25 protein-coding genes and 2 pseudogenes are annotated in these 23,505 nt (G+C 65.9%); 20 read left to right on the top strand and 7 right to left on the bottom strand.

The annotated features are described in order from the left end of the window. Positions 1-256 precede the first annotated feature (256 nt). Positions 257-1,177 carry a pseudouridine synthase gene (locus EDD25_RS01720; protein ID WP_134175026.1) on the top strand — a complete coding sequence of 307 codons (921 nt, stop codon included), beginning with the start codon at positions 257-259 and terminating at the stop codon, positions 1,175-1,177. Positions 1,178-1,347: 170 nt separating this feature from the next. On the opposite strand, the gene msrA is transcribed toward EDD25_RS01720, so the two are convergent. Further along, the gene (msrA, locus tag EDD25_RS01715) at positions 1,348-1,866 is read right to left on the bottom strand and encodes a peptide-methionine (S)-S-oxide reductase MsrA (RefSeq protein ID WP_134171761.1); all 519 of its coding nucleotides are present in this window, start codon (positions 1,864-1,866) and stop codon (positions 1,348-1,350) included. A 254-nt stretch (positions 1,867-2,120) separates the two neighbouring features. On the opposite strand from msrA, the gene EDD25_RS01710 reads away from it, so the two are divergent. The 4 genes from EDD25_RS01710 (at position 2,121) to EDD25_RS01690 (ending at position 4,938) form a co-directional block, all read left to right on the top strand. Then, positions 2,121-2,645: a hypothetical protein gene (locus tag EDD25_RS01710; protein ID WP_241986238.1), complete on the top strand. Its 525-nt coding sequence runs from the start codon at positions 2,121-2,123 to the stop codon at positions 2,643-2,645. Next, positions 2,620-3,093 (top strand): hypothetical protein, encoded by a 474-nt coding sequence (locus EDD25_RS01705; RefSeq protein WP_134171760.1) that lies wholly within the window; start codon positions 2,620-2,622, stop codon positions 3,091-3,093. Before EDD25_RS01710 ends, EDD25_RS01705 begins: the two co-directional genes overlap by 26 nt. 393 nt (positions 3,094-3,486) lie before the next feature. Next, positions 3,487-4,653, top strand: a complete 1,167-nt coding sequence (locus EDD25_RS01695) for a cation:proton antiporter (RefSeq protein ID WP_134171758.1) — start codon at positions 3,487-3,489, stop codon at positions 4,651-4,653. 78 nt (positions 4,654-4,731) lie between these two features. After that, positions 4,732-4,938: a hypothetical protein gene (locus tag EDD25_RS01690; RefSeq protein WP_134171757.1), complete on the top strand. Its 207-nt coding sequence runs from the start codon at positions 4,732-4,734 to the stop codon at positions 4,936-4,938. Here EDD25_RS01690 and EDD25_RS01685 read toward each other — a convergent pair. After that, complete coding sequence (locus EDD25_RS01685) at positions 4,928-5,551, bottom strand: LysE family transporter (RefSeq protein WP_134171756.1); 624 nt, start codon at positions 5,549-5,551, stop codon at positions 4,928-4,930. The two genes, EDD25_RS01690 and EDD25_RS01685, sit on opposite strands and share 11 nt — an antisense overlap. 62 nt (positions 5,552-5,613) lie before the next feature. On the opposite strand from EDD25_RS01685, the gene arfB reads away from it, so the two are divergent. The 5 genes and pseudogenes from arfB to malQ all read left to right on the top strand — a co-directional run bounded on the left by arfB (position 5,614) and on the right by malQ (position 10,028). Continuing rightward, complete coding sequence (gene arfB, locus EDD25_RS01680) at positions 5,614-6,036, top strand: alternative ribosome rescue aminoacyl-tRNA hydrolase ArfB (RefSeq protein WP_134171755.1); 423 nt, start codon at positions 5,614-5,616, stop codon at positions 6,034-6,036. Positions 6,037-6,076: 40 nt separating this feature from the next. After that, positions 6,077-6,486: pseudogene (locus EDD25_RS01675) on the top strand (RidA family protein). Positions 6,487-6,598: 112 nt separating this feature from the next. Beyond that, entirely contained in the window at positions 6,599-7,057 is a 459-nt protein-coding gene (locus tag EDD25_RS01670; protein ID WP_134171754.1) for a DUF2975 domain-containing protein, read from the top strand. A gap of 50 nt (positions 7,058-7,107) precedes the next feature. Then, a complete protein-coding gene (locus EDD25_RS01665) occupies positions 7,108-7,785 on the top strand; it encodes an NUDIX hydrolase (protein WP_134171753.1) in 678 nt (225 codons plus the stop codon). A gap of 119 nt (positions 7,786-7,904) precedes the next feature. Continuing rightward, complete coding sequence (gene malQ / locus EDD25_RS01660) at positions 7,905-10,028, top strand: 4-alpha-glucanotransferase (protein WP_134171752.1); 2,124 nt, start codon at positions 7,905-7,907, stop codon at positions 10,026-10,028. Between the two features lie 288 nt (positions 10,029-10,316). Here malQ and EDD25_RS01655 read toward each other — a convergent pair whose 3' ends face one another. Further along, the gene (locus EDD25_RS01655) at positions 10,317-12,134 is read right to left on the bottom strand and encodes a DEAD/DEAH box helicase (RefSeq protein WP_134171751.1); all 1,818 of its coding nucleotides are present in this window, start codon (positions 12,132-12,134) and stop codon (positions 10,317-10,319) included. A 237-nt stretch (positions 12,135-12,371) separates the two neighbouring features. Here EDD25_RS01655 and EDD25_RS01650 point away from each other — a divergent pair, with 237 nt between their 5' ends. Together EDD25_RS01650 and EDD25_RS17680 are read left to right on the top strand one after the other, a co-directional pair. Continuing rightward, complete coding sequence (locus tag EDD25_RS01650; protein ID WP_198418809.1) at positions 12,372-12,920, top strand: alpha/beta hydrolase; 549 nt, start codon at positions 12,372-12,374, stop codon at positions 12,918-12,920. 48 nt (positions 12,921-12,968) lie between these two features. Continuing rightward, positions 12,969-13,130, top strand: coding sequence for a hypothetical protein (locus EDD25_RS17680; protein WP_198418808.1), 162 nt, complete (start codon positions 12,969-12,971; stop codon positions 13,128-13,130). Between the two features lie 69 nt (positions 13,131-13,199). Here the strand turns inward: EDD25_RS17680 and EDD25_RS01645 are convergent, their stop codons facing one another. Continuing rightward, positions 13,200-13,445 (bottom strand): hypothetical protein, encoded by a 246-nt coding sequence (locus EDD25_RS01645; protein WP_134171750.1) that lies wholly within the window; start codon positions 13,443-13,445, stop codon positions 13,200-13,202. A gap of 13 nt (positions 13,446-13,458) precedes the next feature. On the opposite strand from EDD25_RS01645, the gene EDD25_RS01640 reads away from it, so the two are divergent. The 5 genes from EDD25_RS01640 to EDD25_RS01620 all read left to right on the top strand — a co-directional run bounded on the left by EDD25_RS01640 (position 13,459) and on the right by EDD25_RS01620 (position 19,611). Then, the gene (locus tag EDD25_RS01640; RefSeq protein WP_134171749.1) at positions 13,459-13,659 is read left to right on the top strand and encodes a hypothetical protein; all 201 of its coding nucleotides are present in this window, start codon (positions 13,459-13,461) and stop codon (positions 13,657-13,659) included. A gap of 134 nt (positions 13,660-13,793) precedes the next feature. After that, entirely contained in the window at positions 13,794-14,390 is a 597-nt protein-coding gene (locus EDD25_RS01635; protein ID WP_134171748.1) for a DnaJ family domain-containing protein, read from the top strand. A 136-nt stretch (positions 14,391-14,526) separates the two neighbouring features. Beyond that, positions 14,527-15,420, top strand: coding sequence for a VOC family protein (locus tag EDD25_RS01630; RefSeq protein WP_134171747.1), 894 nt, complete (start codon positions 14,527-14,529; stop codon positions 15,418-15,420). Between the two features lie 373 nt (positions 15,421-15,793). Beyond that, a complete protein-coding gene (locus EDD25_RS01625) occupies positions 15,794-17,569 on the top strand; it encodes an HNH endonuclease signature motif containing protein (RefSeq protein WP_134171746.1) in 1,776 nt (591 codons plus the stop codon). Positions 17,570-17,922: 353 nt separating this feature from the next. Further along, entirely contained in the window at positions 17,923-19,611 is a 1,689-nt protein-coding gene (locus EDD25_RS01620) for a long-chain-fatty-acid--CoA ligase (protein ID WP_134171745.1), read from the top strand. Between the two features lie 42 nt (positions 19,612-19,653). Here EDD25_RS01620 and EDD25_RS01615 read toward each other — a convergent pair whose 3' ends face one another. Then, a complete protein-coding gene (locus EDD25_RS01615; RefSeq protein ID WP_134171744.1) occupies positions 19,654-20,148 on the bottom strand; it encodes a SixA phosphatase family protein in 495 nt (164 codons plus the stop codon). Positions 20,149-20,244: 96 nt separating this feature from the next. On the opposite strand from EDD25_RS01615, the gene EDD25_RS01610 reads away from it, so the two are divergent. The 3 genes and pseudogenes from EDD25_RS01610 to EDD25_RS01600 all read left to right on the top strand — a co-directional run bounded on the left by EDD25_RS01610 (position 20,245) and on the right by EDD25_RS01600 (position 21,504). Then, the gene (locus EDD25_RS01610) at positions 20,245-20,751 is read left to right on the top strand and encodes a hypothetical protein (protein WP_134171743.1); all 507 of its coding nucleotides are present in this window, start codon (positions 20,245-20,247) and stop codon (positions 20,749-20,751) included. Positions 20,752-20,912: 161 nt separating this feature from the next. Next, positions 20,913-21,128, top strand: a pseudogene (locus EDD25_RS18290) (acyl-CoA dehydrogenase); the annotation flags it as partial. A gap of 64 nt (positions 21,129-21,192) precedes the next feature. Next, a complete protein-coding gene (locus tag EDD25_RS01600) occupies positions 21,193-21,504 on the top strand; it encodes a 2TM domain-containing protein (RefSeq protein WP_166671163.1) in 312 nt (103 codons plus the stop codon). Positions 21,505-21,560: 56 nt separating this feature from the next. Here EDD25_RS01600 and EDD25_RS01595 read toward each other — a convergent pair whose 3' ends face one another. Beyond that, the gene (locus tag EDD25_RS01595) at positions 21,561-22,223 is read right to left on the bottom strand and encodes a nucleoside/nucleotide kinase family protein (RefSeq protein WP_241986237.1); all 663 of its coding nucleotides are present in this window, start codon (positions 22,221-22,223) and stop codon (positions 21,561-21,563) included. Positions 22,224-22,272: 49 nt separating this feature from the next. Next, positions 22,273-23,280, bottom strand: coding sequence for a DUF6545 domain-containing protein (locus EDD25_RS01590; RefSeq protein ID WP_134171739.1), 1,008 nt, complete (start codon positions 23,278-23,280; stop codon positions 22,273-22,275). Between the last annotated feature and the right edge of the window lie 225 nt (positions 23,281-23,505).

Below are 23,505 nucleotides of genomic sequence, written 5' to 3'. Positions count from 1 at the left end.
GGCTGACGCGCACTAGGACGCTGCTGATTTACCTCATCGTGATCTTTTGTCTCCCGCGTCGCGCCGATCGTCAGCCCCGCCCAGGCGTACGGCGTGTGCGCCCGGATTGAGCTCGCCCAACTTGCGGGCGGACCCGCTGCCCGGCGTAGGCATCCGCTGGGCAGCCGGGGGCACCGATGAGCGCGATGGTTGACCCGTGGGCCTGACGCACGTGGCCGGTGGGAGCACGGCCGGCTGGGCGACGTACGATCGAGGGGTGCCTCCGCGTTCTCCTCTTCCGCAACGACAGGGGCTGGATGCCGCGTGGGTGTCTACCCCGGAGCGCACGCAGTCGCCAGCGTGGGCGACCATGGGGGACTGGCTCCACGAGCGGGTGTCGGAGTTCGTCGACGTGGCCGGGTTTCTGGCCGACGAGCGTTTCGTGTACGAGACGGGGGCGCCGGTTACCGCCCATGACCCCTACCGGCCCCACACCTTCGTGTGGTTTCATCGCGATCTGGCCGACGAGGTGTTCGTGCCCGGGAAGATGCACGTCATTCACCGCGACGAGCGCATCGTGGTGATCGACAAGCCGCCGTTTCTCTCGTCGATTCCGCGCGGTCGGCATGTTCTACAGAGTGTGGTGGTGCGGCTGCGAGCCGAGTTGGGGCTGCCCGAGCTCTCGCCGCTGCACCGACTGGACCGGGTGACGTCGGGCGTTCTGGTTCTGGCGACCGAGCGACGGTGGCGGGGGGCGTATCAATCCATGTTTCAACGCGGGGAGGTCGGCAAGGTCTATCGCGCGCTCGCCCCGCTGCGGGCTGACCTCAAGTTGCCCGTCACCGTGCGCAATCACCTCACGACCCGCCACGGCCACTGGCAGGCCGAGGTCGTGCCGGATGCTCCCGTCAACGCCGAGACGCTCGTCGAACTCGACAGGGTGCAAGGCGACCTGGGCGTGTATCGGTTGACGCCGAGCACCGGGCGCACCCATCAACTGCGCATGCACATGCTGGGCCTCGGGATCCCCATCAGTGGCGACCCGCTGTACCCCGTTGTTCAGGATGTCTCGGTGCACGATTTCGCTCGCCCGCTGCAGCTGCTCGCCAGCGAGGTGACGTTCACCGATCCGATTGACGGGGGAGTGCGCCGGTTCGCGAGCGTGCGCCGACTTCCGGTGCGCGGCGAGGGCGCCTGAGGCAGGAGCCTCTCGCCCCGTCGCGTCGGCCATCGGGCATCCGGCTGGAATCCCCGTCGTCGTGGCACTCGTTAGAACTGGCGGCACGCGTTCCAACGCGTGCACGCAAGTCTAACGAGTGCCACGAATGCGAACGAGACCGCCGGCTTCGGCAGTCTCGGACACGTGGGTCAGTTGGCGGATGCGTCCGCGCGCGCCGGCAGATGCCAGTCCGGACGCACGAAGTGGCAGGTGTATCCGTTCGGGGCCTTCTCCAGGTAGTCCTGGTGGTCTTCCTCGGCCTCCCAGAAGTCGCCGGCCGGCTCGACCTCGGTGACGACCGGGCCCGGCCAGATTCCGGATGCGTCAACATCCGCTATCGTCTGCTCGGCGACCCGCTTCTGTTCGGGTGACGTGTAGTAGATGGCGGAGCGATAGCTGCGGCCCACATCGTTGCCCTGGCGGTTCAGGGTAGACGGGTCGTGGATCTGGAAGAAGAACTCCAGCACCTCGCGGTAGCTGATGACGGCGGGGTCGAATTCGATCTCGACGGCCTCCGCGTGGTCGCCGTGGTTGCGGTAGGTCGCGTTCGGGGTGTCGCCGCCGGAGTATCCGACCCGGGTGGCGAGAATTCCTGGACGCCGACGCAACAGCTGCTGGGCTCCCCAGAAACAGCCGCCAGCCAGGATTGCTTGTTCAGTGTTCATCATTCTCCTCGTCGTGGTGGCACGTGCCGTCGGCACCTCTGCCGACAGTTATTGCGCTCGTTGCAACACTCTAGGTCGCCCAAATGTTCCACAGCCGCATGTCGATGGCCTGGCGGTCGAAGTTGAGTCTGCAGCGAATGCGTCGTACGGTAATCAGATACCCCGCTAGGTATAAGACTTCCTACAGACGAGGCCAAATGGGCACACGAATCGCACGAAAAGCAGTCACGCCTTCGGAGCAGGGGCGCGCAGGGCGAGTGGCCCGTTCGCTGGGCGTGGCCGGGGCGTCGCTGCGGCGCTGGCCTGCCCGCCGCTGGGGGGTTGCCCTTCTCACCGCCGTCGGCACGTACCTGGTGATCGCTATCCCGACCGACCTGATCGACACGCCGTTCTTCTCGCGAGAAGTGGCGCCCACCGTGTGGTCCTGGCCGGTGCTGGTCGTGAGCGCGATTCTCGCCGGGCTCGTGACGGCCACCTACGTGGCCTACCCCGAGGGCGCAGCGCCGAAGCGCGCCGAGGGTCGCCTCGGTATGGCCGGCTGGGTGATCACGTTCTTCGCCGTCGGCTGCCCGGTGTGCAACAAGATCGTGCTGCTTGCCCTCGGCACGACGGGGGCGATGCAATTCTTCGAACCCGTGCAGCCCTACCTGGCTGCCGCCTCCATCGTTCTGCTCGGCTGGGCACTACACGCGCGACTGACCCGCGAGAACTCCTGCCGCCTGCCCGCCCCATCCCCGATCCAGGAGTCAAGTGCCCATGAGAATATCGAACCCGTTCGCTGAGCTGCGGCTCTGGGCACCCCGTCGCCGGATCATAGCGCTCGGTGTTGCCTCGATAACCTACGTGGTCCTGAGCATCGCGTCGGGCGCCTTTGCCGTTGTCGGGGGAGCCCTCGCGTTCCCCGGTTCCTGGTGGGCCTATGCGCTCACCGTGATCGGCTCCGGGATGCTCGGGCTGGTCGTCGCGAGCTACTTCTCGGCTCCGATCGGCGGGGAAGCCACCCGGTGTGACCTGCGCTGGCCCGTGCTGAGCCTGATCGCCATGTATCTGGCAACAGATATGCGCACCGTCGAACCGATCTTCACGGGGGCCGTTCGCCCCGTTGTCGCGCTCGCTGCGGTCGCTCTGCTTGCGTGGGCCCTGCGCGAGCGGCTGACGGCTGAACATCGCGCCATGTCCGACACTGGAGATGGCGCGACGTGCTCAACCTGCCGCCCACTGTTCGGATAGATACCCCATGGGGTATGCTTGCATGAAGTAGTTCAATCAGAAGGAGTTATCTATGTGCCGTGCAGTTGCGTGTAAGAAGTGTGGAAAGACCACGTGGGCGGGCTGCGGCCAGCACGTCGATCAGGTCATGCGAGGCGTTCCGAGCTCCGATCGCTGCCGCGGGCACGAGAATGACCCCGCACCCAAGGGCTTCTTCGCCAAGCTCCTCGGACGCTAAACCGCCGGTGGGTGCCCGATCCGCGTTTCGTCGACGTGAGTGACGGCATCCGGTCTGTCAGCGGCGTGGTCGTACCCGCTGAGGAAGTAGAACGGTGGTAATCCTCGGATTTCGAACGCCGCAGGATTAGTCTCTAGTCAGTTCCACTTTCGGCAGGGGCACCAAGGAGTAGAACGATGACGTTCCTGACCCTTGCCCTGATCGCCCTGGTCGCCCTGGTCGGGCCCCTGCTGGCGCTGCCACGCAAATGGCACCTGCCCGTTGTGCTCGGTGAGCTGCTGGCTGGCATCATGATCGGCCAGACCGGCCTGGGGCTCGTGGATGCCTCGGATCCGATCTTCACGTTTCTCGCGGACATCGGCTTCGCGCTGATCATGTTCGTTGTGGGTTCCCATGTGCCCGTGCTGGACCCGAAGATTCGCTCCGCGCTGGGAACGGGCGCGCTGCGGGCGGGCGTCACCGCCGTGCTGGCCGTTGGTGTGGGCACGTTTATCGCAGTCGTGTTCGCCACCGGGCATGCGCCGCTGTACGTGGTGCTGCTGGCCTCGTCATCTGCGGCCCTCGTGCTGCCGATCATCGATTCGCTGCGCCTCGGAGGCCCGCAGGTTCTGGCCATGACCACCCAGGTGGCCGTGGCCGATATTGCCTGCATCGTGGCGCTGCCACTGGCCGTGGACCCGCCACATGCCGGCCGCGCGGCACTGGGCGCGCTCGCCGTGGGCCTGTGCGCGGTCATTCTGTTCTTTGCGCTGCGCTGGCTTGAACGCGGGGGCAGTCGTCGCCGGCTTCACAACGTGTCCGAGCGCCGCAAATTTGCGCTGGAGCTGCGAATTCAGTTGGCGATTCTCTTCGCGCTCGCCGGGCTGGCCGTTTACAGTCACGTGTCGATCATGCTGGCCGGATTCTCCTTCGGCCTGGTTGTGGCGGCCATCGGTGAACCGCGGCGCCTCGCGCACCAACTGTTTGCCCTGACCGACGGATTCTTCGGCCCGCTGTTCTTCGTGTGGCTGGGGGCCTCGCTGAGCTTTGGGGACCTGGTCACTCGCCCACCGATGCTGCTTCTGGGCCTCAGCCTCGGTCTGGGGGCGCTGCTCGTGCATGTGGTGCTGCGGGTGATCGGGTTGCCGGCCTCGCTCGGAGTACTGTCCGCCGCGCAACTGGGCGTTCCGGTCGCGGCGGCCACCATTGGCACGCAGCTGGACCTGCTGTTGCCCGGCGAGGCCGCAGCCCTCATTCTGGGAGCGCTGATCACCATTGCCGCGAGCGCCGTCGCCGGATCGCGCGCGGCGGAGCGGTTCACCCGGCCCGCGAAGAGCCGGTCGAAGCGCCCGTCCCCGGCGTGAGGGCCGTGTACCCGCCGCGGCACTAGTTGGGGCCGGTGGCACGGGGAGGAACGAGTGCAGAGGGATCCAGGGAGTGCCGTGAGCGCCACCGGTGGTGGTACCGGGGGGTTGGGGCGGCGCGCCATGCAGCTGGGCGAGGCGGAAGCACGTCGCCTCGGCGCAACATCCATGGGGCGCAACGTTTTTGGGTACAACGTCAACGCCCGCGCGCCCTACGAATCTCTCGGGTACGAAACGACCGCGGTGCAGATGCGCAAGGACCTCACGACCCCTTTCAGTGGATGACGCCGAGCAGCACGCCGACGGCGACGAACAGTACCCCGAAGATTCGGTTCAACACGCGTTGACCGCGAGCGTCGCGGGTGAAGCGCTGAAATGACCGTGCGGTGCCGGCGAAGAAGAACCACATCACGACGATATCGATCACGACGACGGTGGCGGCGGCAATCAGGTACTGCGGCAGCATCGGCTGGTCGACGCGAATGAACTGGGGCAGGAACGCCAGAAAGAACACGATCGCCTTGGGGTTAAGCAGGTTCACCCACACGCCGCGGCGAAACATCGACCAGCGCGGTTCGTCGCGCAGGGCCTGCGCCCTGTCGGCATCGAGCGCGGGCCTGGCGAGAAACTGACGGATGCCCAAATAGACCAGGTAGGCGGCGCCGGCGTAGCGGATGACGTTGAACGCGAGCGGCGAACTGGCGACGAGGATACCCACGCCGAGCGCCACGATCACAATGTGGATCAGCAGGGCAGCCTGTTGGCCGAAAATTCCCCACAGGGAACGGCGGAAGCCCGCGTTCAGGGAATTGCTCATGGTGTTGATCGCCCCCGCACCGGGCGTGAAACTGATGAGGGTACCGGCGCCCAACAGGGCCAACCACAGGGAGAACTGCACCTGCCAAGTTTACTGTCGCGCGCGGAAGAGCGGTTTTCCCTCGCGCATGGCAAACTGGGAACATGGATCTGGAGATATCGACCGAACTCACGATTCCCGCATCGGAAATCGGCTGGCGATTCTCGCGTTCGTCCGGGCCGGGCGGCCAGCACGTCAACACCTCCGACAGTCGGGTTCAGCTGTCCTGGAACATCGCCGACTCCCTGGTGCTCACCCACAGCCAACGGATGCGACTGCTCGAGCGCCTCGACCGCCGACTTGTCTCCGGGGTGGTCACCGTCGCCGCCTCCGAGCACCGCTCCCAGCTGCGAAACCGGGAGATCGCGCTGCGTAAGCTCGCCGACCTCGTGGCCGATGCTTTGGCGCCCGATGGCCCTCGCCGCCGCGCCACCAAGCCCACTCGCGGTTCCGGACGGCGGTGGCTCGCCGTCAAGGAGCAGCGTTCCGCTACGAAGCAACAACGTCGCAGCCCCTCCGACGACTAGCAGACCGGGCCGGTTTGTGGCGCACCAGTATCGTGGGGTCATGCCGATTTCCGTGACCGTGATTCGCTCAACCGCCCTGTCGGATATCGCCCACCATGCGCATGCCGCCACGGCGCAAGCTGGTGCGCGCCTGGTCTTTCTGGCGGACGCTTGTCCGTTGAACGCAGACGGAACGACCGCCGCAGTATCGGCGACTATGCCGCTCAGGCGGCACAGGCCGTCGTCAACCTGCGGAGCGCCCTCTCGGCGGCAGGAGCAGGGCTTACGGACGTCATCAGCACTCGTGTGCTGGTCGCATCGGCCCAGCAGGCAGATCTCGTGACCGCATGGGATGTCGTGCGCGCAGCGTTCGGCGAACACGATGCCCCGAGCATCCTCATGGGCGTGACCGTTCTCGGTTACACCGACCAGCTGGTTGAGATCGAAGCGGTCGCCGCCCTTCTCGACTGAGCACGAGCGTCGCGGGGAGCAGCGTCCCGCGTTCACGGGAGAGCGCTCGGCGTCATGGCGGCTTGCGGCGCGGTGTCCGTACCATGTTGGATACCAAACAGGGGAGGCAGAGATGCGACGTGGGATCTCGTTCACGCTGACCGCAGCACTTCTCGCGGTGCTGCTCGTGTCCGTGTTCACGCAGCTGTGGCTTCTCCCGCATGCAGCGGCGAGCGTGGTCGCCGTGTTCCCGGAGGTCGAACCACTCCAGGTTCCGTCCGTCATCTGGGGTGTCGCCGCCATTGCCTGCTGGCAGGCTGTTGCCGGCATCGCATTACGCGTTGTGGTACTCGTTCGCGATGACAGATTCGACGCATCCGCTGACGGATGGTTACGGGCGATGCTCGGCTGTCTGCTCGCGTTCATCGGGCTCGCTGTGTTTGCCATCATCGCGTTGAACATGATGGGGTACACGACCCCGGGCGTGATGTACGGAGTTATCGCCGGGGGACTCATGGCTCTGATCATGGCGGTCCCTCTGGTTCTATTCCTCTGGACCAGGCCCACGTCGCGCCATTATTCGCACAACTGACCCGGTCGCTGCCTGGTCAATATGGCGGTGCTTGTCCGTAGGCTGGAGCCATGACTCACGATGACCCCCGCGCCGAGCTTGCAGCGCTGTGCGAGCGGGGACTCGACTGGCACACCGACATCTCGCGCGCGCTGCCGGATGCCTTGCTGCCGCGGCGGGCCGCAGTGCTCGTGCTCTTTGGAGTACTCGATTCGGAGCTGGCACGGGGAACCGGGATTGCTGCGGTGTCGCGCGATCTGGATGTGCTGTTACTGCGTCGCGCCTCGACGTTGGGAAGCCATCCGGGGCAGATCGCGTTCCCTGGTGGACGATTGGACGCCTCCGATGCTGGCCCCATCGCGGCAGCGCTGCGCGAGGCCGTCGAAGAGACCGGGCTCGACCCCGATGGGCTTGAACCGCTCGGTACCTTGCCTGACTTCTCGATTCCGGTGAGTAACCATCTCGTCACGCCGGTGCCCGCGTGGTGGACGCACCCGTCGGAGGTGGCCGCAGTCGACCACCGGGAGACCGTTGACGTGTTTCGTGTTCCCGTGGGGGATCTGCTCGACCCGGTCAACCGGGTCGCAACGGTGCACAGCGTGGGCGACCGCACCTTCCGTGCCCCGGCATTCCGTGTTGATGGCAATCTGATCTGGGGTTTCACCGCGATCGTCTTGTCGCGCATGTTCGAGGAACTCGACTGGGCCGTGCCGTGGGACCGCGAGAGAATCGTCACGCCGGAGTCATAGCCGTGACCAGCGGATCGAGGGCATCGACTTCGCCCGCTGGCCGGGGCCAACGGAGCCGGGGCGTCATTGCACGCCCCGAAGGAGAACGTGCGGCGAAACCGGGCCGATAGAGTGTGCGCATGACCAGCACGGAAAGCGAAGCCGACCTGCTCGACCTGGCGCGGGACCACGGAGTGGATACCTGGTACTGGGGAGAGGGCGGCGAGCGCATACCGGTGAGTGCGCGCACCCTGCGTGCTGTGCTGCGCGCCCTGGGTGTGGCCGCCGAGACCGTCGACGAGGTGCGGGCATCGCGCCGCGAACGCGTCCTGGCTCCGTGGCGGCTGATGCTGCCGCCTGTCGTCGTACTGCGCGAGGGCGCGGAACAGGGGCTGCAGGTGCATGCACGGCAGGGAACATCCGCGTCGGTCTGGATCATCGCCGAAGACGGCAGCCGCACCGACCTGGAGCAAAACGACGAATGGTGGGACACGGAGCAAATCGACGGCGAGACCATCAGCCGGCGCATCTTCGGTATTCCGGGCTCGCTTCCTCTCGGCTGGCACAGCGTGCACGCTCGAAGCGGTGACCGCGCGGTAGCCGCTTCGCTGGTGATCACGCCGCAGCGCCTGGAGACGCCGGGCGCTCTCGACGGCCGACGCGCGTGGGGACTGATGGCCCAGCTGTACTCGGTGCGCTCGTCACGATCGTGGGGCATCGGCGATTTCGCCGACCTCGCCGACCTCGCCACGATCTCGGTCGCCCACTACGGCGCGGATTTCGTGCTCGTGAACCCCCTGCACGCCGCCGAACCGGCACCACCCGTTGAACCGTCACCCTACCTCCCCACCAGCCGGCGGTTCTTTCACCCGCTCTACATTCGCGTGGAGAACGTGCCGGAGCACGACCTGCTGGCGCCCGGGCAGCTCGCCATCGTGCAGCGGCTCGCGGCCGAACAACACGTGGCCAACACCGACCCCGACCGGCTTGACCGGGATCCGGTCTACGCGGCCAAACTCAGCGCGCTCGAACTCATGCACGCCGTACCGCCGAGCGCTGCTCGGGCCAGCGAGTTTGCGCACTTCCGCGCCGAGCGCGGGCAATCTCTCGAGGATTTCGCCCTGTGGTGCGCGCTCAGTGAAATGTTTGCACCCGACGCCCCGGAGTGGCGGGTCGAACCGACCGGGCCGGACAGCGATTTCGCCCGCAGCCATCGGGATGCCCTTGCCGCCCGCATCGACTTTCACTGCTGGTTGCAATGGGTCTGCGACGAACAACTGGCGCACGCCCAGCGCGCAGCGGTCGCGGCCGGCATGGGCCTGGGCATCGTGCACGACCTCCCGGTGGGCGTGCACAGCGGAGGAGCGGATGCCTGGACGCTGCGCGACGTGCTTGCGGCCGGGGTTACCGTGGGCGCCCCGCCGGACGTGTTCACCCAGCAGGGTCAGAATTGGTCGCAGCCGCCGTGGCATCCGCAACGACTGGCCGCCACGGGCTATGCGGCCTACCGTGACATGCTCCGGAGCGTGCTGCGGCATGCCGGGGGCATTCGCGTTGACCATGTTCTCGGACTGTTCCGGCTCTGGTGGGTTCCGGTCGGTGCCAGCCCGCGGGAGGGCACCTACGTGCACTACGACCACGAGGCGATGATCGGCATCCTGGCACTCGAGGCGCAGCGGGCCGGAGCCGTTGTCATCGGTGAGGACCTCGGCGTCTTCGAGCCGTGGGTGCGCGGCTACCTCACCGAACGCGGCATCTACGGCACGTCGATTCTCTGGTTCGAGCGCACGGCGGATGGCCCGCTCGCGCCGGAGCTGTACCGGGAGCGCTGCCTCACGAGCGTCAACACCCATGACCTCCCGCCGACGGCCGGATACCTCGCCGGCGACCACGTGACCCTGCGTGAATCACTCGGCCTGCTGACGCACCCCGTGGAGGAAGAACGCGCTATCGCGGCGGCCGAGCAGAGCACCGTGCTCTATCTGCTGCGCCAGCGCGGCCTGCTGGCGGAAGATGTCGACGTTCAGTCCACCGTGGAGGCCCTGTACGCGTTCACGGCGCTCACGCCCTCGGCGTTGCTGGGCGTGGCGCTGGCCGACGCGGTCGGCGAACGACGCACGCAGAACCAGCCCGGAACCGTCGATGAGTATCCCAACTGGCGGGTGCCGCTGGCCGGACCGGACGGGCAGCCCGTATCGATCGACGACCTCGCCACGAACCCGAGGTTTGCCGCTCTCGTGCGGGCGATCGGCGGCATCCGCTGACCGAGGGCGGCTCGAACCATCCAGTTGACGGCGTGCGTCCTCGTGGCACTCGTTGGCGTCCGTGGCACTCGTTCCAACGAGTGCCACCGCTCCGAACGAGTGCAGTGGCAGTGAGGACTGCCTCGAGCACGTGGGTGATCGCTGGATTGAGGTGTGGCGGGCAGTGTTTACCTGCCCCTGGTGCCAGCGGAGATGTCTTCTTCGCCGGCGGATGCCGCGGTGCGGGCCTCGCACACACGAATCGCCCCCGAGAAATCTCGGGGGCGATTCGTTACGGACTGCGGAGGCCTAGTAGCGGCGCGGGGGACGCTCGCTGCGGTCGCGGTCCTCACGGCGCACGCCACCGCCGCCGTCGGCACGCAGCTCGATCAGCTTGCCGCTGATGCGGGTGCCGGAGAGCTTGGAGAGAGTTTCCGACGACAGATCGGCGGGCAGCTCGACCAGCGAGTACTCCGGGTTGATCTGAATGTGACCGAAGTCGTCACGGCTCAGGCCGCCCTCGTTGGCGAGAGCTCCGACGATCTGGCGCGGCTCCACCTTGTGACGCTTGCCCACCTCGATGCGGTACGAGGCGAGGGCGCGGTCCGGGTTGCGCGGACGGCGCTCGACGCGGTCGCCCTGCTCGGGGCGGTCACCGCGCGTTCCGCGGTCGTCACGACGGTCGTTGCGGTCGTTGCGATCACCGCGGGGCGGGCGGGCGTCGCGGTCATCGCGGTCGCGATCGAAGCGCTGCACGCGGGCATCCTTCGCGGTCAGCAGCAGGGGAGTCTCACCCTGCGCGACCACGGCGAGCGCGGCGGCGACGTCGGCCTCCGGCACATCGTGGTGCTGCACGTAGTGCGCGATGATGTCGCGGAACTTGCTGATGCGGTCGGACTCGCCGAGGGCCGCGGTGATCTGATCATCGAAGCGGGCCAGGCGGGTGACGTTGACGTCATCCGGGCTCGGCAGCTGCATCTGAGTGAGCGGCTGGCGGGTGGCCCGCTCAATCGCGGTGAGCAGGCGACGCTCGCGCGGCGTGACGAAGCTGATCGCGGCACCGCTACGACCGGCGCGTCCGGTGCGACCAATACGGTGCACGTACGACTCGGTGTCGATGGGAATATCGAAGTTGATGACGTGGCTGATGCGCTCAACGTCAAGGCCGCGAGCGGCGACATCCGTTGCGACGAGAATATCGAGCTTGCCGCTCTTGAGCTGCTCAACGGTGCGTTCACGCTGCACCTGGGGAACGTCACCGTTGATGGCCATGGCGGAGTAGCCGCGTGCGCGCAGCTTCTCGGCGAGGGTCTCGGTCTCGTTCTTGGTGCGGGCGAAGACAATCATGCCCTCGAAGTTCTCGACCTCGAGGATGCGGGTGAGCGCGTCCACCTTCTGGCCGTACGACACGACGAGGTAGCGCTGCGTGGTGTTCGCGGAGGTCGTGGTCTTGTTCTTGACCGTGATCTCTTTCGGGTTGTTCAGGTACTTCTGCGAGATGCGGCGAATCGAAGTCGGCATGGTGGCCGAGAACAGGGCCACCTGCTTGGTGTCGGGGGTGTCAGCGAGGATGGTCTCAACGTCTTCGGCGAAGCCCATCTTGAGCATTTCGTCGGCCTCGTCGAGCACGAGGTACTTGAGCTCGCTCAGGTTGAGGGTGCCCTTTTCGAGGTGGTCCATGATGCGACCGGGAGTACCGACGACAATGTGCACACCGCGACGCAGGGCGGAGAGCTGAACGCCATAGCCCTGTCCGCCGTAAACGGGGAGCACGTGCACGCCACGCATGTGGGAGCCGTACTTCTCGAAGGCTTCGCAGACCTGCAGGGCAAGTTCGCGGGTGGGGGCCAGCACGAGGGCCTGCGGGTTCTTCTGCGCGAGGTCGAGGCGGGAAAGGATCGGGAGGGCGAATGCGGCGGTCTTGCCGGTTCCGGTCTGGGCGAGGCCCACGACGTCACGGCCTTCGAGCAGCGGCGGAATCGTCGCGGCCTGGATCGCAGAGGGGGTCTCGTACCCGACGACCTTGAGCGCCTTCAGCATTGCGTCGTTGAGTCCGAGATCGGCGAAGGTTATCGTTGCGGGGGCAGCGTCTGCATCGCTCCGGGTGGTTGTTTCAGGAGGCGTCATACTCTAACGGTACTCGATGCGCGCCCCCAAATTGTGAGGTCTTGCCAGCTCGGCGGCGAGTGGATGCTCCGGAATCGGTATTCTGCACGGCCGTGCAGTCGTCCGGTGGGGGCAACGCACCCTCCCGAGCTCGCCGAGGATGCTGCGGGGTGGTACTTGACCGGTGAGGTCATGCGGGATAACTTTCGGGTATGAGCGCGAGCCATGTAGCGCCCCAACGGGCGTATCGCCTATGAAGTGTTCGGGACCGAGGGGCAACTCGACATCTGTGCGCCGGGAATGGGTGAGCTCCGCCAGTCCTACCGGCACTTCGCCCCGGTGCTGGCGCGCCACGGGTATCGGGTCGTGACCGTCGACATCCGTGGTCACGGTGATAGCGACGCCGCCTTTTCGGCCTACGACGACGTGGCATTGGCCACCGATCTGCTGGCGCTCATCGATGAGTGGGGCGCTCCCGCTGTGATCGTCGGCAACTCGATGGGCGCCGGCGCGGCCGTGATCGCAGCCGCCGACGAGCCCGGAAAGGTGCACGGACTCGCGCTCATCGGACCGTTCGTGCGCAATCCGCCCGGTGGCCGTGCGCAGGCGCGTATGCTGCGGCTGCTGCTGACCAAACCATGGGGACCCCGCGCCTTCATGTGGTATTACCCGAAATGGATGCCCGGCATCCGTCCCGCTGATTTCGCCGCGCACACTGCGTTGGTGCGTGAAAACCTGCAGCGCCCCGGTCACTGGGCGGCGTTCGTGCAGACCACGCGCACGACCCACGAACCGGCCGAACGATAGCTGTCCGCGGTTCGTGCGCCGGCGGTTGTCGTAATGGGGGAGGCTGACGTGGACTGGAAAGATCCGGCAGCCGAGGCGGCCTGGATCGCTGCGCAGTTGCCTGCGGAGGTCGTGTTGCTCCCCGGCGTCGGGCACTACCCACAGGCGCAGGCGGCTGATGAGACAGTCGCGGCCGTGCTGCGGCTGCTCGAGAAGACGTCGAGTACCTAGCTCGGGCGTGGGCACGTGACCCGGGTTGACCGTGTCGCTGCGGGGACGTGGCTCACGCAATGGCGGCCACTACTCGTCGGTGGCATTCCCGCGTATGCGTTCGAGACCCTTCAGGTCGCGGTCGCGGTCGCGGTCGAGGTCGAGGTCGAACGTGACCTCGTAGTCGTAGTCGTAGTCGTAGTCGGGCTGCAGCACGTGATCTGCGGTGAGCTCCGCGAGGTAGGGGTGCTCGGACGTCGGCAGGTTGGCGAGCACGTGTGAGTCCATGGCAGCGGTTTCCTCCTCGGTGTGAAACGGGAGTGCCTTTTCTTGCACCGCGAATCCATAGATGCAGCTGTCGATGGCCGAGAAGGCGTGGGCGGTCACACAGTTGAAGGAACCGGCCCTCATGCTGCACTCCGTCGAGGCCTTCACCACGATCTGGGTGACCAGCCTCGGGGTCTTCGGCGGTCTGCTCGCCCTTGCCGGCGCCGGACACCTCGCCGACGCCGTGGCATCACTCTTGTTGCGGGCTCCTCGGCCGTTTTAGCCCAGTTCCTGTTCGTCGGTGAGGTCGCCATCATCTTCTGGCTGCTGATTCACGGCCGCCGCCTGGGCATCCGTTCGCCCCAATAGAACAGGAGGCACTCGCGGCCACCCGCAACGCGTTCTAGGCTTGCCCCTATGACCGGCAAGAAGGACCGCAGCGACGCCCGGCTGAATGTGGCCCGGTATCAGGGGGAGAAGCGGTCGCCTCCAACGGATGCGCCGGAGCCGGAAGAGAACACGGCGGGGCAGTCCATGATGGAGGCCCGCGCGCAGTACGTGGAAATGGCCATTCAGCAGGCAATTCGTCGCGGTGAATTCGACAACCTGCCGGGCGCCGGAAAGCCGCTGCCGAACCTGCAGAATGCGTATGACCCTGACTGGTGGATCCGCCAGAAGATCGAGAGTGAGAAGATCACCGGTCTCGGCCCGCCGGCGCTCACGCTGCGCACCGAGCACGCCGCCCTCGACGCGCGATTGGACGCGGCCACCTCGGAGGCCATGGTGCGGGAGATTCTCGAAGACTTCAACCGGCGGGTCGTTTCCGCGCGCCGGCAGCTCCAGGGCGGACCGCCGGTCGTAACGCCGACTCGCGATATTGCCGCGGAGGTGTCTCGTTGGCGGGAGCGACGGGCGGCGCGTTCCCGCGAGCGGGAGCAGCAGAAGGAACGCGAAGTCACCGCCCTGGATGCCCTGTCGTGGCGAGAGCGCCGCCGGGCGAGGCGCGCACGCTGATGCTCGGGCCGTCGGCCGGGCGCGGTCGTTGCCAGCGGCACCTTGGGCTGGCGACTTTACTTGACGCTTCAATCACTTTCTGCTTGACTTGAAGCTACAACCAAATGCGCCGGAGCGTAGATTGCAGGAAACCACAATGACCCAGCCCACAACCCGATCTGGCGAAGATCTGCTGGCCGCCGAAACCGGCATGGACGCTGTGGGCCTGCGCGTGGGGGACCTTGCGCTCATGTCCTCCTACTACCGGGACGCCCTCGGGCTTGAAACCCTCAGTGAGCGCGGCTCCTCCGTTGTGCTCGGGCGTGGTCTCACCCCGCTCGTCGTTCTCGAGCACGCATCCGGACTGCCGGTTTCGTCGCGCTCCCAGGCCGGACTGTTTCACACGGCATTGCTCTTTGACACCCGTGCTGCGCTCGCCGCGACGGTATACCAGGCTTCGCGCGATCGCCGCTCCTCTTTCGCGGGCAGCGCCGACCACCTCGTGAGCGAAGCCTTCTATTTCACCGACCCGGAGGGCAACGGGATTGAACTGTACGTGGACCGGGACCGCTCGGAGTGGGTCTATCGGAACGGCCGGATTGAGATGCAAACGCTCGCGCTCGACCCGAACCGGTACCTGCGTGAGAATCTGCAGGGGAGCGGTGACGCCGCGCCGAACAGCCAGGCGAAGGTGGGGCACGTGCACCTGCAGGTGGGCGACGTTGCGACGGCCCGGGCGTTCTACGTGGATGCCCTCGGTTTCGAGATCACGGCGGAGCTGCCGGGAGCACTGTTCGTGAGCGCCGGGGGGTACCACCACCACATGGCGATGAACACGTGGAACAGTCGTGGCGCCGGGCCCCGCGCCGCCAGTCTCGGACTCGCCGAGGTCGCCATCACGGTGCCGACGCGCGCCGACCTCGACGCGTTGAGTGAACGCCTTCGTCATCGATCCATCCCGGTGCAGGACGACGGCAACAGGCTGCGAGTCGACGACCCCTGGAGCACGCCGGTCACGCTCAGCGTTGGCGAGGCATCCGCTTCACACTGACGGATGCCGTGGCACGCATGGCGCGGCGTGACGCCGCCGTCGATCAGTGCGTGAGGTGTGAACGAGGACGCCGTCAATTTGTCCGATGGGACGGCCGGGGTCAGTTGGTGTCGGTCGACGACGTATGGCGTTTCGTGGGGGCCTCGGCGAGAACCGCGTCGAACTCGGCACTGACGGGTGCGGGTCAGCGGTCAGCGTGTCGGTGGGTCAGAGTAGGTTTGCTCAGTAGCAGGCCAGTGGTTCCTCGTGCGCAAGCGGGGCCGTGCTGTGAACCAGGTGGCGCCTGTCTCGATGGCGAATATATTTCTTAGACTGTTAGTCAAAAAGATAAGCATTACTCACATATTTATTCTTTTTGGGCTACAATGGTCGTATGGAAGGTCTCAGCGGCACCATAAGAGTCGGGCAGGCAGCGGATGCTGTGGCTGACGTGATGGGTGATCGCTCGGGAGTCCCGACCCGAAGCCTCAGCCCGGCGCTGGCCGTGGGGCCGCGCCGCCGTTCCGTCCGCGTCCTGAGCGCCGGTGCCGTGGTCGCCGCCGAGGAATCGGGCCGATCGTTCACCCGACCAGCGGCACCCTCCGCGGCGCGTCCCGCGATGCCCATCGTGCCGCCCGTCGCGCCAGCCTCGGCAACGACCGGCGATGTGGGGAGCGAGCTCGCTCGGGCGATCACCGCGGTGAATGCACTGGGTTGCTCGAGCGCCGCGTACGAAGTGCTGACCGACGCTGCGGCGATCGCAGGTCAGCGACTCATCGCCGACGCCCGCCGCCTGCTCGACACGCGGGCCGCCTGGATGGCCGCGAGCATCGCGCGGCGGTCCCGCCCCGAACTCGGACACTCCGGGCTGGCCGCGAAGCGGGGATTCGTGAACCCAGAAGACATGATCCAGCAGGTTACCGGATCCACCCGCGGCGAGGCCACCACGTTGATTTCGGTGGGCACACTGCTAGCCGAGACCGAGGCGGTAGACAAACTCGTGCAGGATGCCATCGACAACCCTGATCCCGGCCGCGCGTTGGTCACAGTCCCGTGGCAGGCTCCAATCGGCCACGCCGTCAGCAGCGGGATGCTCTCCATCGCCAAGGCCGATGGCATCCGCAAAGGCCTCGGCAACATTGATACCGCCATCACCGCCGAGAAACTCGGTGAAGCGCTTGAGCTCTTGCTTCACGAGGCCGAAGCGCTTAACGCCGATCAACTGTTCAAACGGGCACGACGCCTGCGCGACCGCCTTAACGAGGCCAGCATCGCCGCCGGCGAAAAAGCCGCCCGCGACCAGCGATATTGGAGGGTCTGGCGCCAACGGGACGGCATGGTGCGCAGCAGCGCCCTTCTCGCTCCCGAAGAGGGCGAGTTCGTGCTGTCCGCCTACGAAACAGCGACCAGTCCCCGCCGCACCGGAGTGCGATTCGTCGACCCGGAGCAAGCGTCCTGGGCCGACGCCCTCCTGAAAGACCCTCGGACGCTCGACCAGATCGCCGCCGATGCCCTCGTGCAAATGCTCCGCCTGGCCGGTGAAGCTGAAAGCGCAGACCCACGCGACTACCAACTCGGCCAGGGCCATCCCAAGGGACGCCTGGCCGCCCGCGTGTTCGGCGGTCGCCGCCCCGCCGTGCGCGTCATGGTCACGCAGAAGACCCTCACCGACGGCAGCGGCTTCGGGCAATTAGAGGGAAACCCCGCCTCTATCTCGTGGGAGTCCATTGACCGCAATCTCTGCGACACCGGAACCGTGGGGGTGATGTTTTCCGACGATGGGCAGTGCGTGAACGTGGGACGCGACTCCCGTCTCTTCACCCTTCGCCAACGACTGGGTCTCGCTGTCAGGGATGGCGGCTGCCGGTGGCCCGACTGCACTCGGCCAGCCTCCTGGACCGAGGCCCACCACATCAATCATTGGAAAGCCCACAACGGCAAGACCGATATCGCCGATGGTATCAGCCTCTGCAAATTCCATCACCTGCTCCTGCACAACAACGGCTGGCAGATCTTCTGCAACGGCGGCCAATACTGGCTCCGGCCACCACCAGACGTCGATGGCCAACAACGTCGCATCGCAATGCCGAGCAAGAACGCTCTCATCCTCAACGAATACGGATCAAACGACGACACCTCCCCACCGGTCGGCGCATCCCGCACAGGCTGACCGTCGCACCGTCGCACCGTCGCACCACCCCGCCGCCATAGTGGGCACGACGGGCACCGCCATGCTCTGCACGACGAACCGGATCGCGCCTCACGCACGACATCACCCGGCTCGGTTCTCCCCATCGGCGCCGCCAGCCTCACCGCAGCCCTCGCAGCCCTCGCAGCCCTCACGGGCATCAGCAGTCGCTGCTCGGCACGCACGGCATCTTCGGCACGCACGTCCGGCACGTACGGGCCGCTCGCACCACCACCATCGCCGCTGTAGTGGCATCCACGTCTCACGCCGCCGCACGCTGCGACCGCACGCTGCGACCGCACGCTGCGACCGCACGGTTCGGGCAGGATAGACATATGCCTAACACTGAGCAGCAACCCTGGGTCACGAACTACCAACCGGGTGTGCCGGCCGAGATCGACCTCCCCACCGAGTCCCTCGTGGCGATGCTCGAACGCTCCGTGGCCGAGGCCAGTGACCATCCCGCACTCGAGTTCTTCGGGCGCCGCACAACGTATACCGAGCTCGGCGATCAGATCGACCGCGCGGCCGAGGGCCTGCGGAAGCTCGGTGTGCGAGCGGGAGACCGCGTAGCCGTGCTGCTGCCCAACTGCCCGCAACACGTCGTCGCGTTCTACGCCGTGCTGCGCCTCGGCGCCGTCGTCGTCGAGCACAACCCGCTATACACCTCCCGTGAGTTGCGGCACCAGTTTGAAGACCACCAGGCGCGCATCGTGATTGCATGGGACAAGTCCGTCTCCTCCCTGCGAGCCTTCCCCGACGACATCGAGATCGACCACATCGTGTCGGTGAACCTGCTGTCCGCGTTCCCCACCGTGAAACGGCTCGCCCTGCACCTTCCCGCGAAGAGCCTGAGGGAATCACGAGAGGCGATGACCGGACCCGCTCCGGGAACCATCCCGTGGAAAGAGCTGCTCAGCCACGGGTCGATCGACCCGGAGCACCCGCGCCCGTCCGTCGAGGATCTCGCCGCCATCCAGTACACCTCCGGTACGACCGGCAGGCCCAAAGGCGCCATGCTCACCCACTTCAATCTCTACTCCAATGCCTTGCAGGGCGAGGCGTGGATGCACGGAGCCGAGTACCGCAAGGAGATCTTCTACGCGATCCTGCCCATGTTCCACGCCTTCGGCATGACGCTCTACCTCACTTTTGGCATCCGCAAACAGGGTTTGCTCGTGCTCTTCCCCAAATTCGAGCCGGGGCTGATCCTCGACGCCATGAAGAAGTCACCCGCCACGGTGTACTGCGCCGTCCCACCCATCTACGAGCGCACCGCCCAGGCTGCCAAAGAGAAGGGGATCTCCCTCCGCTCGTGCAAGTACTGCATTTCGGGCGCAATGAACCTGCCCGACCATGTCGTGGAGCTGTGGGAATCGGTCTCCGGCGGGCTTCTCGTGGAGGGGTACGGCATGACCGAATCTTCCCCGGTCGCCCTCGGCAACCCGTTTTATCCGACGCGTCGCGCCGGAACGATTGGCGTACCATTCCCGTCGACACTCATGCGGGTTGTCGACCTCGACGACCCGAAACTCGATGTGGAGCAGGGGCAGCCTGGGGAGTTGCTCCTCAAGGGACCACAGGTGTTCCAGGGCTACTGGAACAACCCGGACGAGACCCAGAAAGCCCTACTGCCCGGGGGGTGGCTGCGCACGGGCGACATCGTCACCGTCGACGCCGACGGTTTCACGACCATCGTGGATCGTGCCAAGGAGCTCATCATCACCGGCGGGTTCAACATCTCACCCTCCGAGGTGGAATCCGTCCTGCGCCTGCACCCCTCAGTTGTCGACGCCGCCGTGTTCGGCAAACCGCTCGAACGCGGCGGAGAGCTGGTGGTCGCCGCCGTTGAACTCGCACCGGGCGCCACACTCAACGAAGACGCGCTGCGCGACCATTGCCGGGAACACCTCGCGGCGTACAAGATTCCACGCCGGATCGTGCAGATGACCGAAACACCGCGCTCGATGCTCGGCAAGATCCTGCGCAAACAGGTGCGAGAGCAGGTCCTGCCCACTCTGTGACCGTGAAAAGCGGGGCCAGGCCGCCACGCTGCCGGGAGCCGGTCAGTGCCGAATCTCCCTCGGTGGCCGGCCGAACACGGTCAGCGACGCCGCCATGTCACCGGCCGTTGCCCACACCCCCTCGAAACGGATGACGGCCACCGCAGAAGTATTCATGTGCACCCACTCGCCCGTGGCAACAGCAACCAGGTCTTCGATCCCGGGATTATGTCCCACGAGCACCACCGTGTGCGCCATGCTGGGAAGCTCGCGCACCACGGCGAGAAGCTGCATGCTCGAAGCGGCATACAGTCGGTCGTCGGTCACTCTGGACGGTGTCACGTCGAGTTCGCCAGCCGTGAGGCTCCACGTGCTCTGCGCCCGGATCGCGGGGGAGACCACGGCCAGATCAATGCGAGCGACATGGTGCCCCAGCCACCTGCCCACGAGCGGCGCCTGCTGTCTGCCGCGATCATTCAACGGCCGATCGAGGTCGGCCTCAAGACCCGACCAGTCTGATTTGGCATGCCGAAGCAGGATCAGCGTGTTGTCAGGCATCTCGTGCACCGGATCTTGCAAACACTCCCGACCACATCATGCTGTCAGTCTGACAAGCCCCGGGCCAGAGGGCAATGGCTCCGCTACGCTGCGATCATGACTCCGGAGCAAATTGCGCTGAGCAGCCTGCAGGCGGAGTGGTGGGGCGTGGCCGCATCGTTCCTCACGGTGATCGTCGCCGCCATCTTTGGCTTCCTTACCCTGCTGAACAACCGGCGAGCCCTCGACGCCCAGAATCGCGCGGCACTGGCCGCGGTCACTGCCGCACCGCGGCGCCCCGGGCGTCTCAGGCAGGCCGCACTCATTCCGGCAAACGCCGAGGTGGCCTGGGCGATAGAGTCCGTTGCCGACGGACAGTGGATGCTGATCAACGCGGGAACAGCAACGGCTTACGACGTGGCACTGACCGGCTACACCGACCTGGACCAGCGACGAATCTCGGTCGCCGACGGAGCACCACGAACGCTCGCACCGGGAGAGGCCCTCGCCTTTACGGTCCTGTCACGCTTCACGTTGAGAGGACCGGCAAACGTTGTCGTGACGTTCGCATTCGAATCGGGCGCCGCAACCGTGCGGCAGACACTCCGGGCACCTGCCCGCTAAAGGAGCGTCGTCGGCCGCAGATCACCGACAGGCACGAGCGAACGCATTTCCCCGTGGAGATCGTGGCCGAAAAGAGCGCGGCGAGGGACAACCATGAGGTGGACCTCGCGTATTCCCTGGAACGCATGCTGTCAGGTAAGCCGCGTGCGGCGCACCAAATCAACCGGTTGAAGGATGCCGGCGCGCTCAACAACCTTCGGGAAGCCGTCGACATCTACCGGAAGGCCCGCGCCCTTCTGGGCGGCACCCGAATCACGCTCGACTATTCGCCGCTTCGGCATGCCAACAACCTTGAAGCGGTGCGCACCCAGGAGGGCACCGACGAGATGCACACCCTCATCCTCGGCAGCCACATCACCCGAATTTTGGCCTTTCGAAAGGGGTCGGAGCCGGGACTTTCTCCCGTAGGCAGGCACGCGTTTCGCGCGTATGGTGATGGCCATGAATGAGCATGAGGAACTGAGAAGACAAGCGAGAAAACGGCTCAAAGCCAGGTCGAGCTTCTGGACCTACATCGGCGTATGGGGTGCCGTGTCAATCATGTTGACGGTTATCTGGTTCATCACGACTCCCGATGCCTATTTCTGGCCCGTCTGGGCGATCTTTGGCATGGGAGTGGCGGCGCTCTTCATCGGGTTGGACGCCTACGGACCCGGGCGGCGCTACCACACCGAGTCTGACGTGGACGCGGAGATCGAACGGATGACGGGGCGCCCTGCTCAGCGAGACCGCCGCGACGAGCCGACGTTGTAGGGCCCGACCGCATTGGTTCCGCCCGCATTGGTGCAGAGTCGCCTACCCGTGAAGGGCTAGACCAGCCGCACGACGAAGTCGGCTCGATCTCGCGTGGACTCAATCAGGGCGGCGTTGCGTTGGTCGGAACCCCAGGCCCAGAGTTCGGCCTCGGCATGCGTCTTGCCGACCGTCTCGTGCCGCAGAATGAGGCGTTCCCGTCGAGTTTCGTCCGCGAGGTCGAGAAACCAGACTTCATCCATCATTTGACGTGCATCCGGCCAGGAATTGCGCTCCAGGAGCAGATAATTCCCCTCGGTGACGATGAGCGGAGTAGCGGCGGAAATGGGGATCGCCGAGCCCACGGATTCCTCAAGGTCGCGGCGGAACTCTGGCGCATAGATGGGCAGGCCGGTATGGGATCGGGGCGTTCCGATTTGATGGCGCAAGAGCCGCAACAGCACGGCATAACCAAAGTCATCGAAGGTGTCGTGAGCGCCCTTGTGGCCGCGCCGACCGAGGTCCTCCAGCACGGCATTCGAGAGATGGAACCCATCCATCGGCACGAGCGTTGCGAGGTCCGGTCCGAGAGCCTCGACCACGAGCGCGGCCACCGTGGACTTGCCGGTTCCCGGCGCACCGGTGATACCGAGAATGTGTCGTTCACCCGGCACGGCGAGGGTCCGAGCCTTCTCGACGAGCTGCGCGAGCGAAAACTGGTGCACGATCGGCTCGCTCACGGCGACAGCTCCTCTGGTGAGTGCTCCGGTTGCCCGGTGCGGGTCCAGCTTAGGACGCCGGCACCGCGCGGGACGGTGACGTGGAGGACTGCGCGGCAATGTGATTCTCCGCCGCGCGCAGAATCTGTTCATTGCGTGCCGTGATCTGCTGCGGATGAACCAGCAGACTGTCCCGAACCTCGACATAGCGCCGGTACAGGCGAGGCGTTGGGTCTTTCCCGAACAAGCTTGCGGCCCGTGAGTTTGCGGAATCCAACGAGAGTTCGGGAGTGTCGGCCATAAGACCGATCCACAGCGGCGTGAGGCGCAGGAGCAGGGAACGAGACCGCGCGTTTCGCCCCAGGGTGATGATTCCATCCACGGCGGAGGTGAGGCCGGCGCCGATGGCCAGGCTCAGGGGCGCCATGAACAACGACGCGAGGTAGAGCCCGTGGGCATCTTGAGAAAACGTGCTCTCGTGGTTGGCGAATCCGAGGCCCGCACCGGTGAGGCTCACCACCGCGAAGACCAGCACGCCAAGGCAGCCGAGGGCGATGAAGGACAGCGATACTTTGGTGATGGTTCGGGTCTGCTGCGCAATGTCGCGGAGGCAGGCGGCGGCGACGGAGACAGAGAAGAACCCGAGAGCGAGCCAGGTGGTTGATGAGTACAGGATGAAATCGACCTGGGGGAGGGCCTCACGAACGGTATTGAACCGCCACTCGCCTCCGAAAAAAAGCACGGCCTGCAGCGCGATGATTCCCGTGGTCACGGAAGCCGAGATGAGATTGCGGCGCCGGGACAGGCCGTCCTTCGACGTGGCGCTCTGCACGAGAGTATCGATCAAAGCAATGGTGATGATGGCCGTGGCGTGAAAAATGAAGCTTGTCGTGTTGATCCCTCCCAGCAGGGAATCAACGGCGAGGTAGATCGGCAGCGGCTGCGGCGTCATGGTCACGGCGAACGCGAACAGGAACCAGAACACCAGCAGCCTTTTCCCACGCAGCGCGGAGGGCAGACAGAGAATGGCGGACACCCACAGACTGGCGAGGACGAAGAGTTCAATGGCGAGGATCATGAGGAGGCTTTCTCGATGAGGAATGCGGGTGGAGCGTGGTCGTCGGCTGCCATTCCCCGCTGGTCGCCACGACGAAGGCGCCGGGAAAGGTCCATGTCGAGCGGCTCACTGCAGAGCACATATACGTGGGGATTGTTGACGTAACGGTTATCCGCTTCGCGTAACCCAAACGGGGGCATATGCCGGGGATTGGCTCCGAGCGTACTGTACAGCGGCGCGTGCGGG

Origin of the sequence: Cryobacterium psychrophilum, from assembly GCF_004365915.1 — a bacterium.
In the GTDB taxonomy this organism is placed as follows: domain Bacteria; phylum Actinomycetota; class Actinomycetes; order Actinomycetales; family Microbacteriaceae; genus Cryobacterium; species Cryobacterium psychrophilum.
Note: the sequence above shows the minus strand (reverse complement) of the source record. Positions and strands in the feature narration are given on the sequence as shown.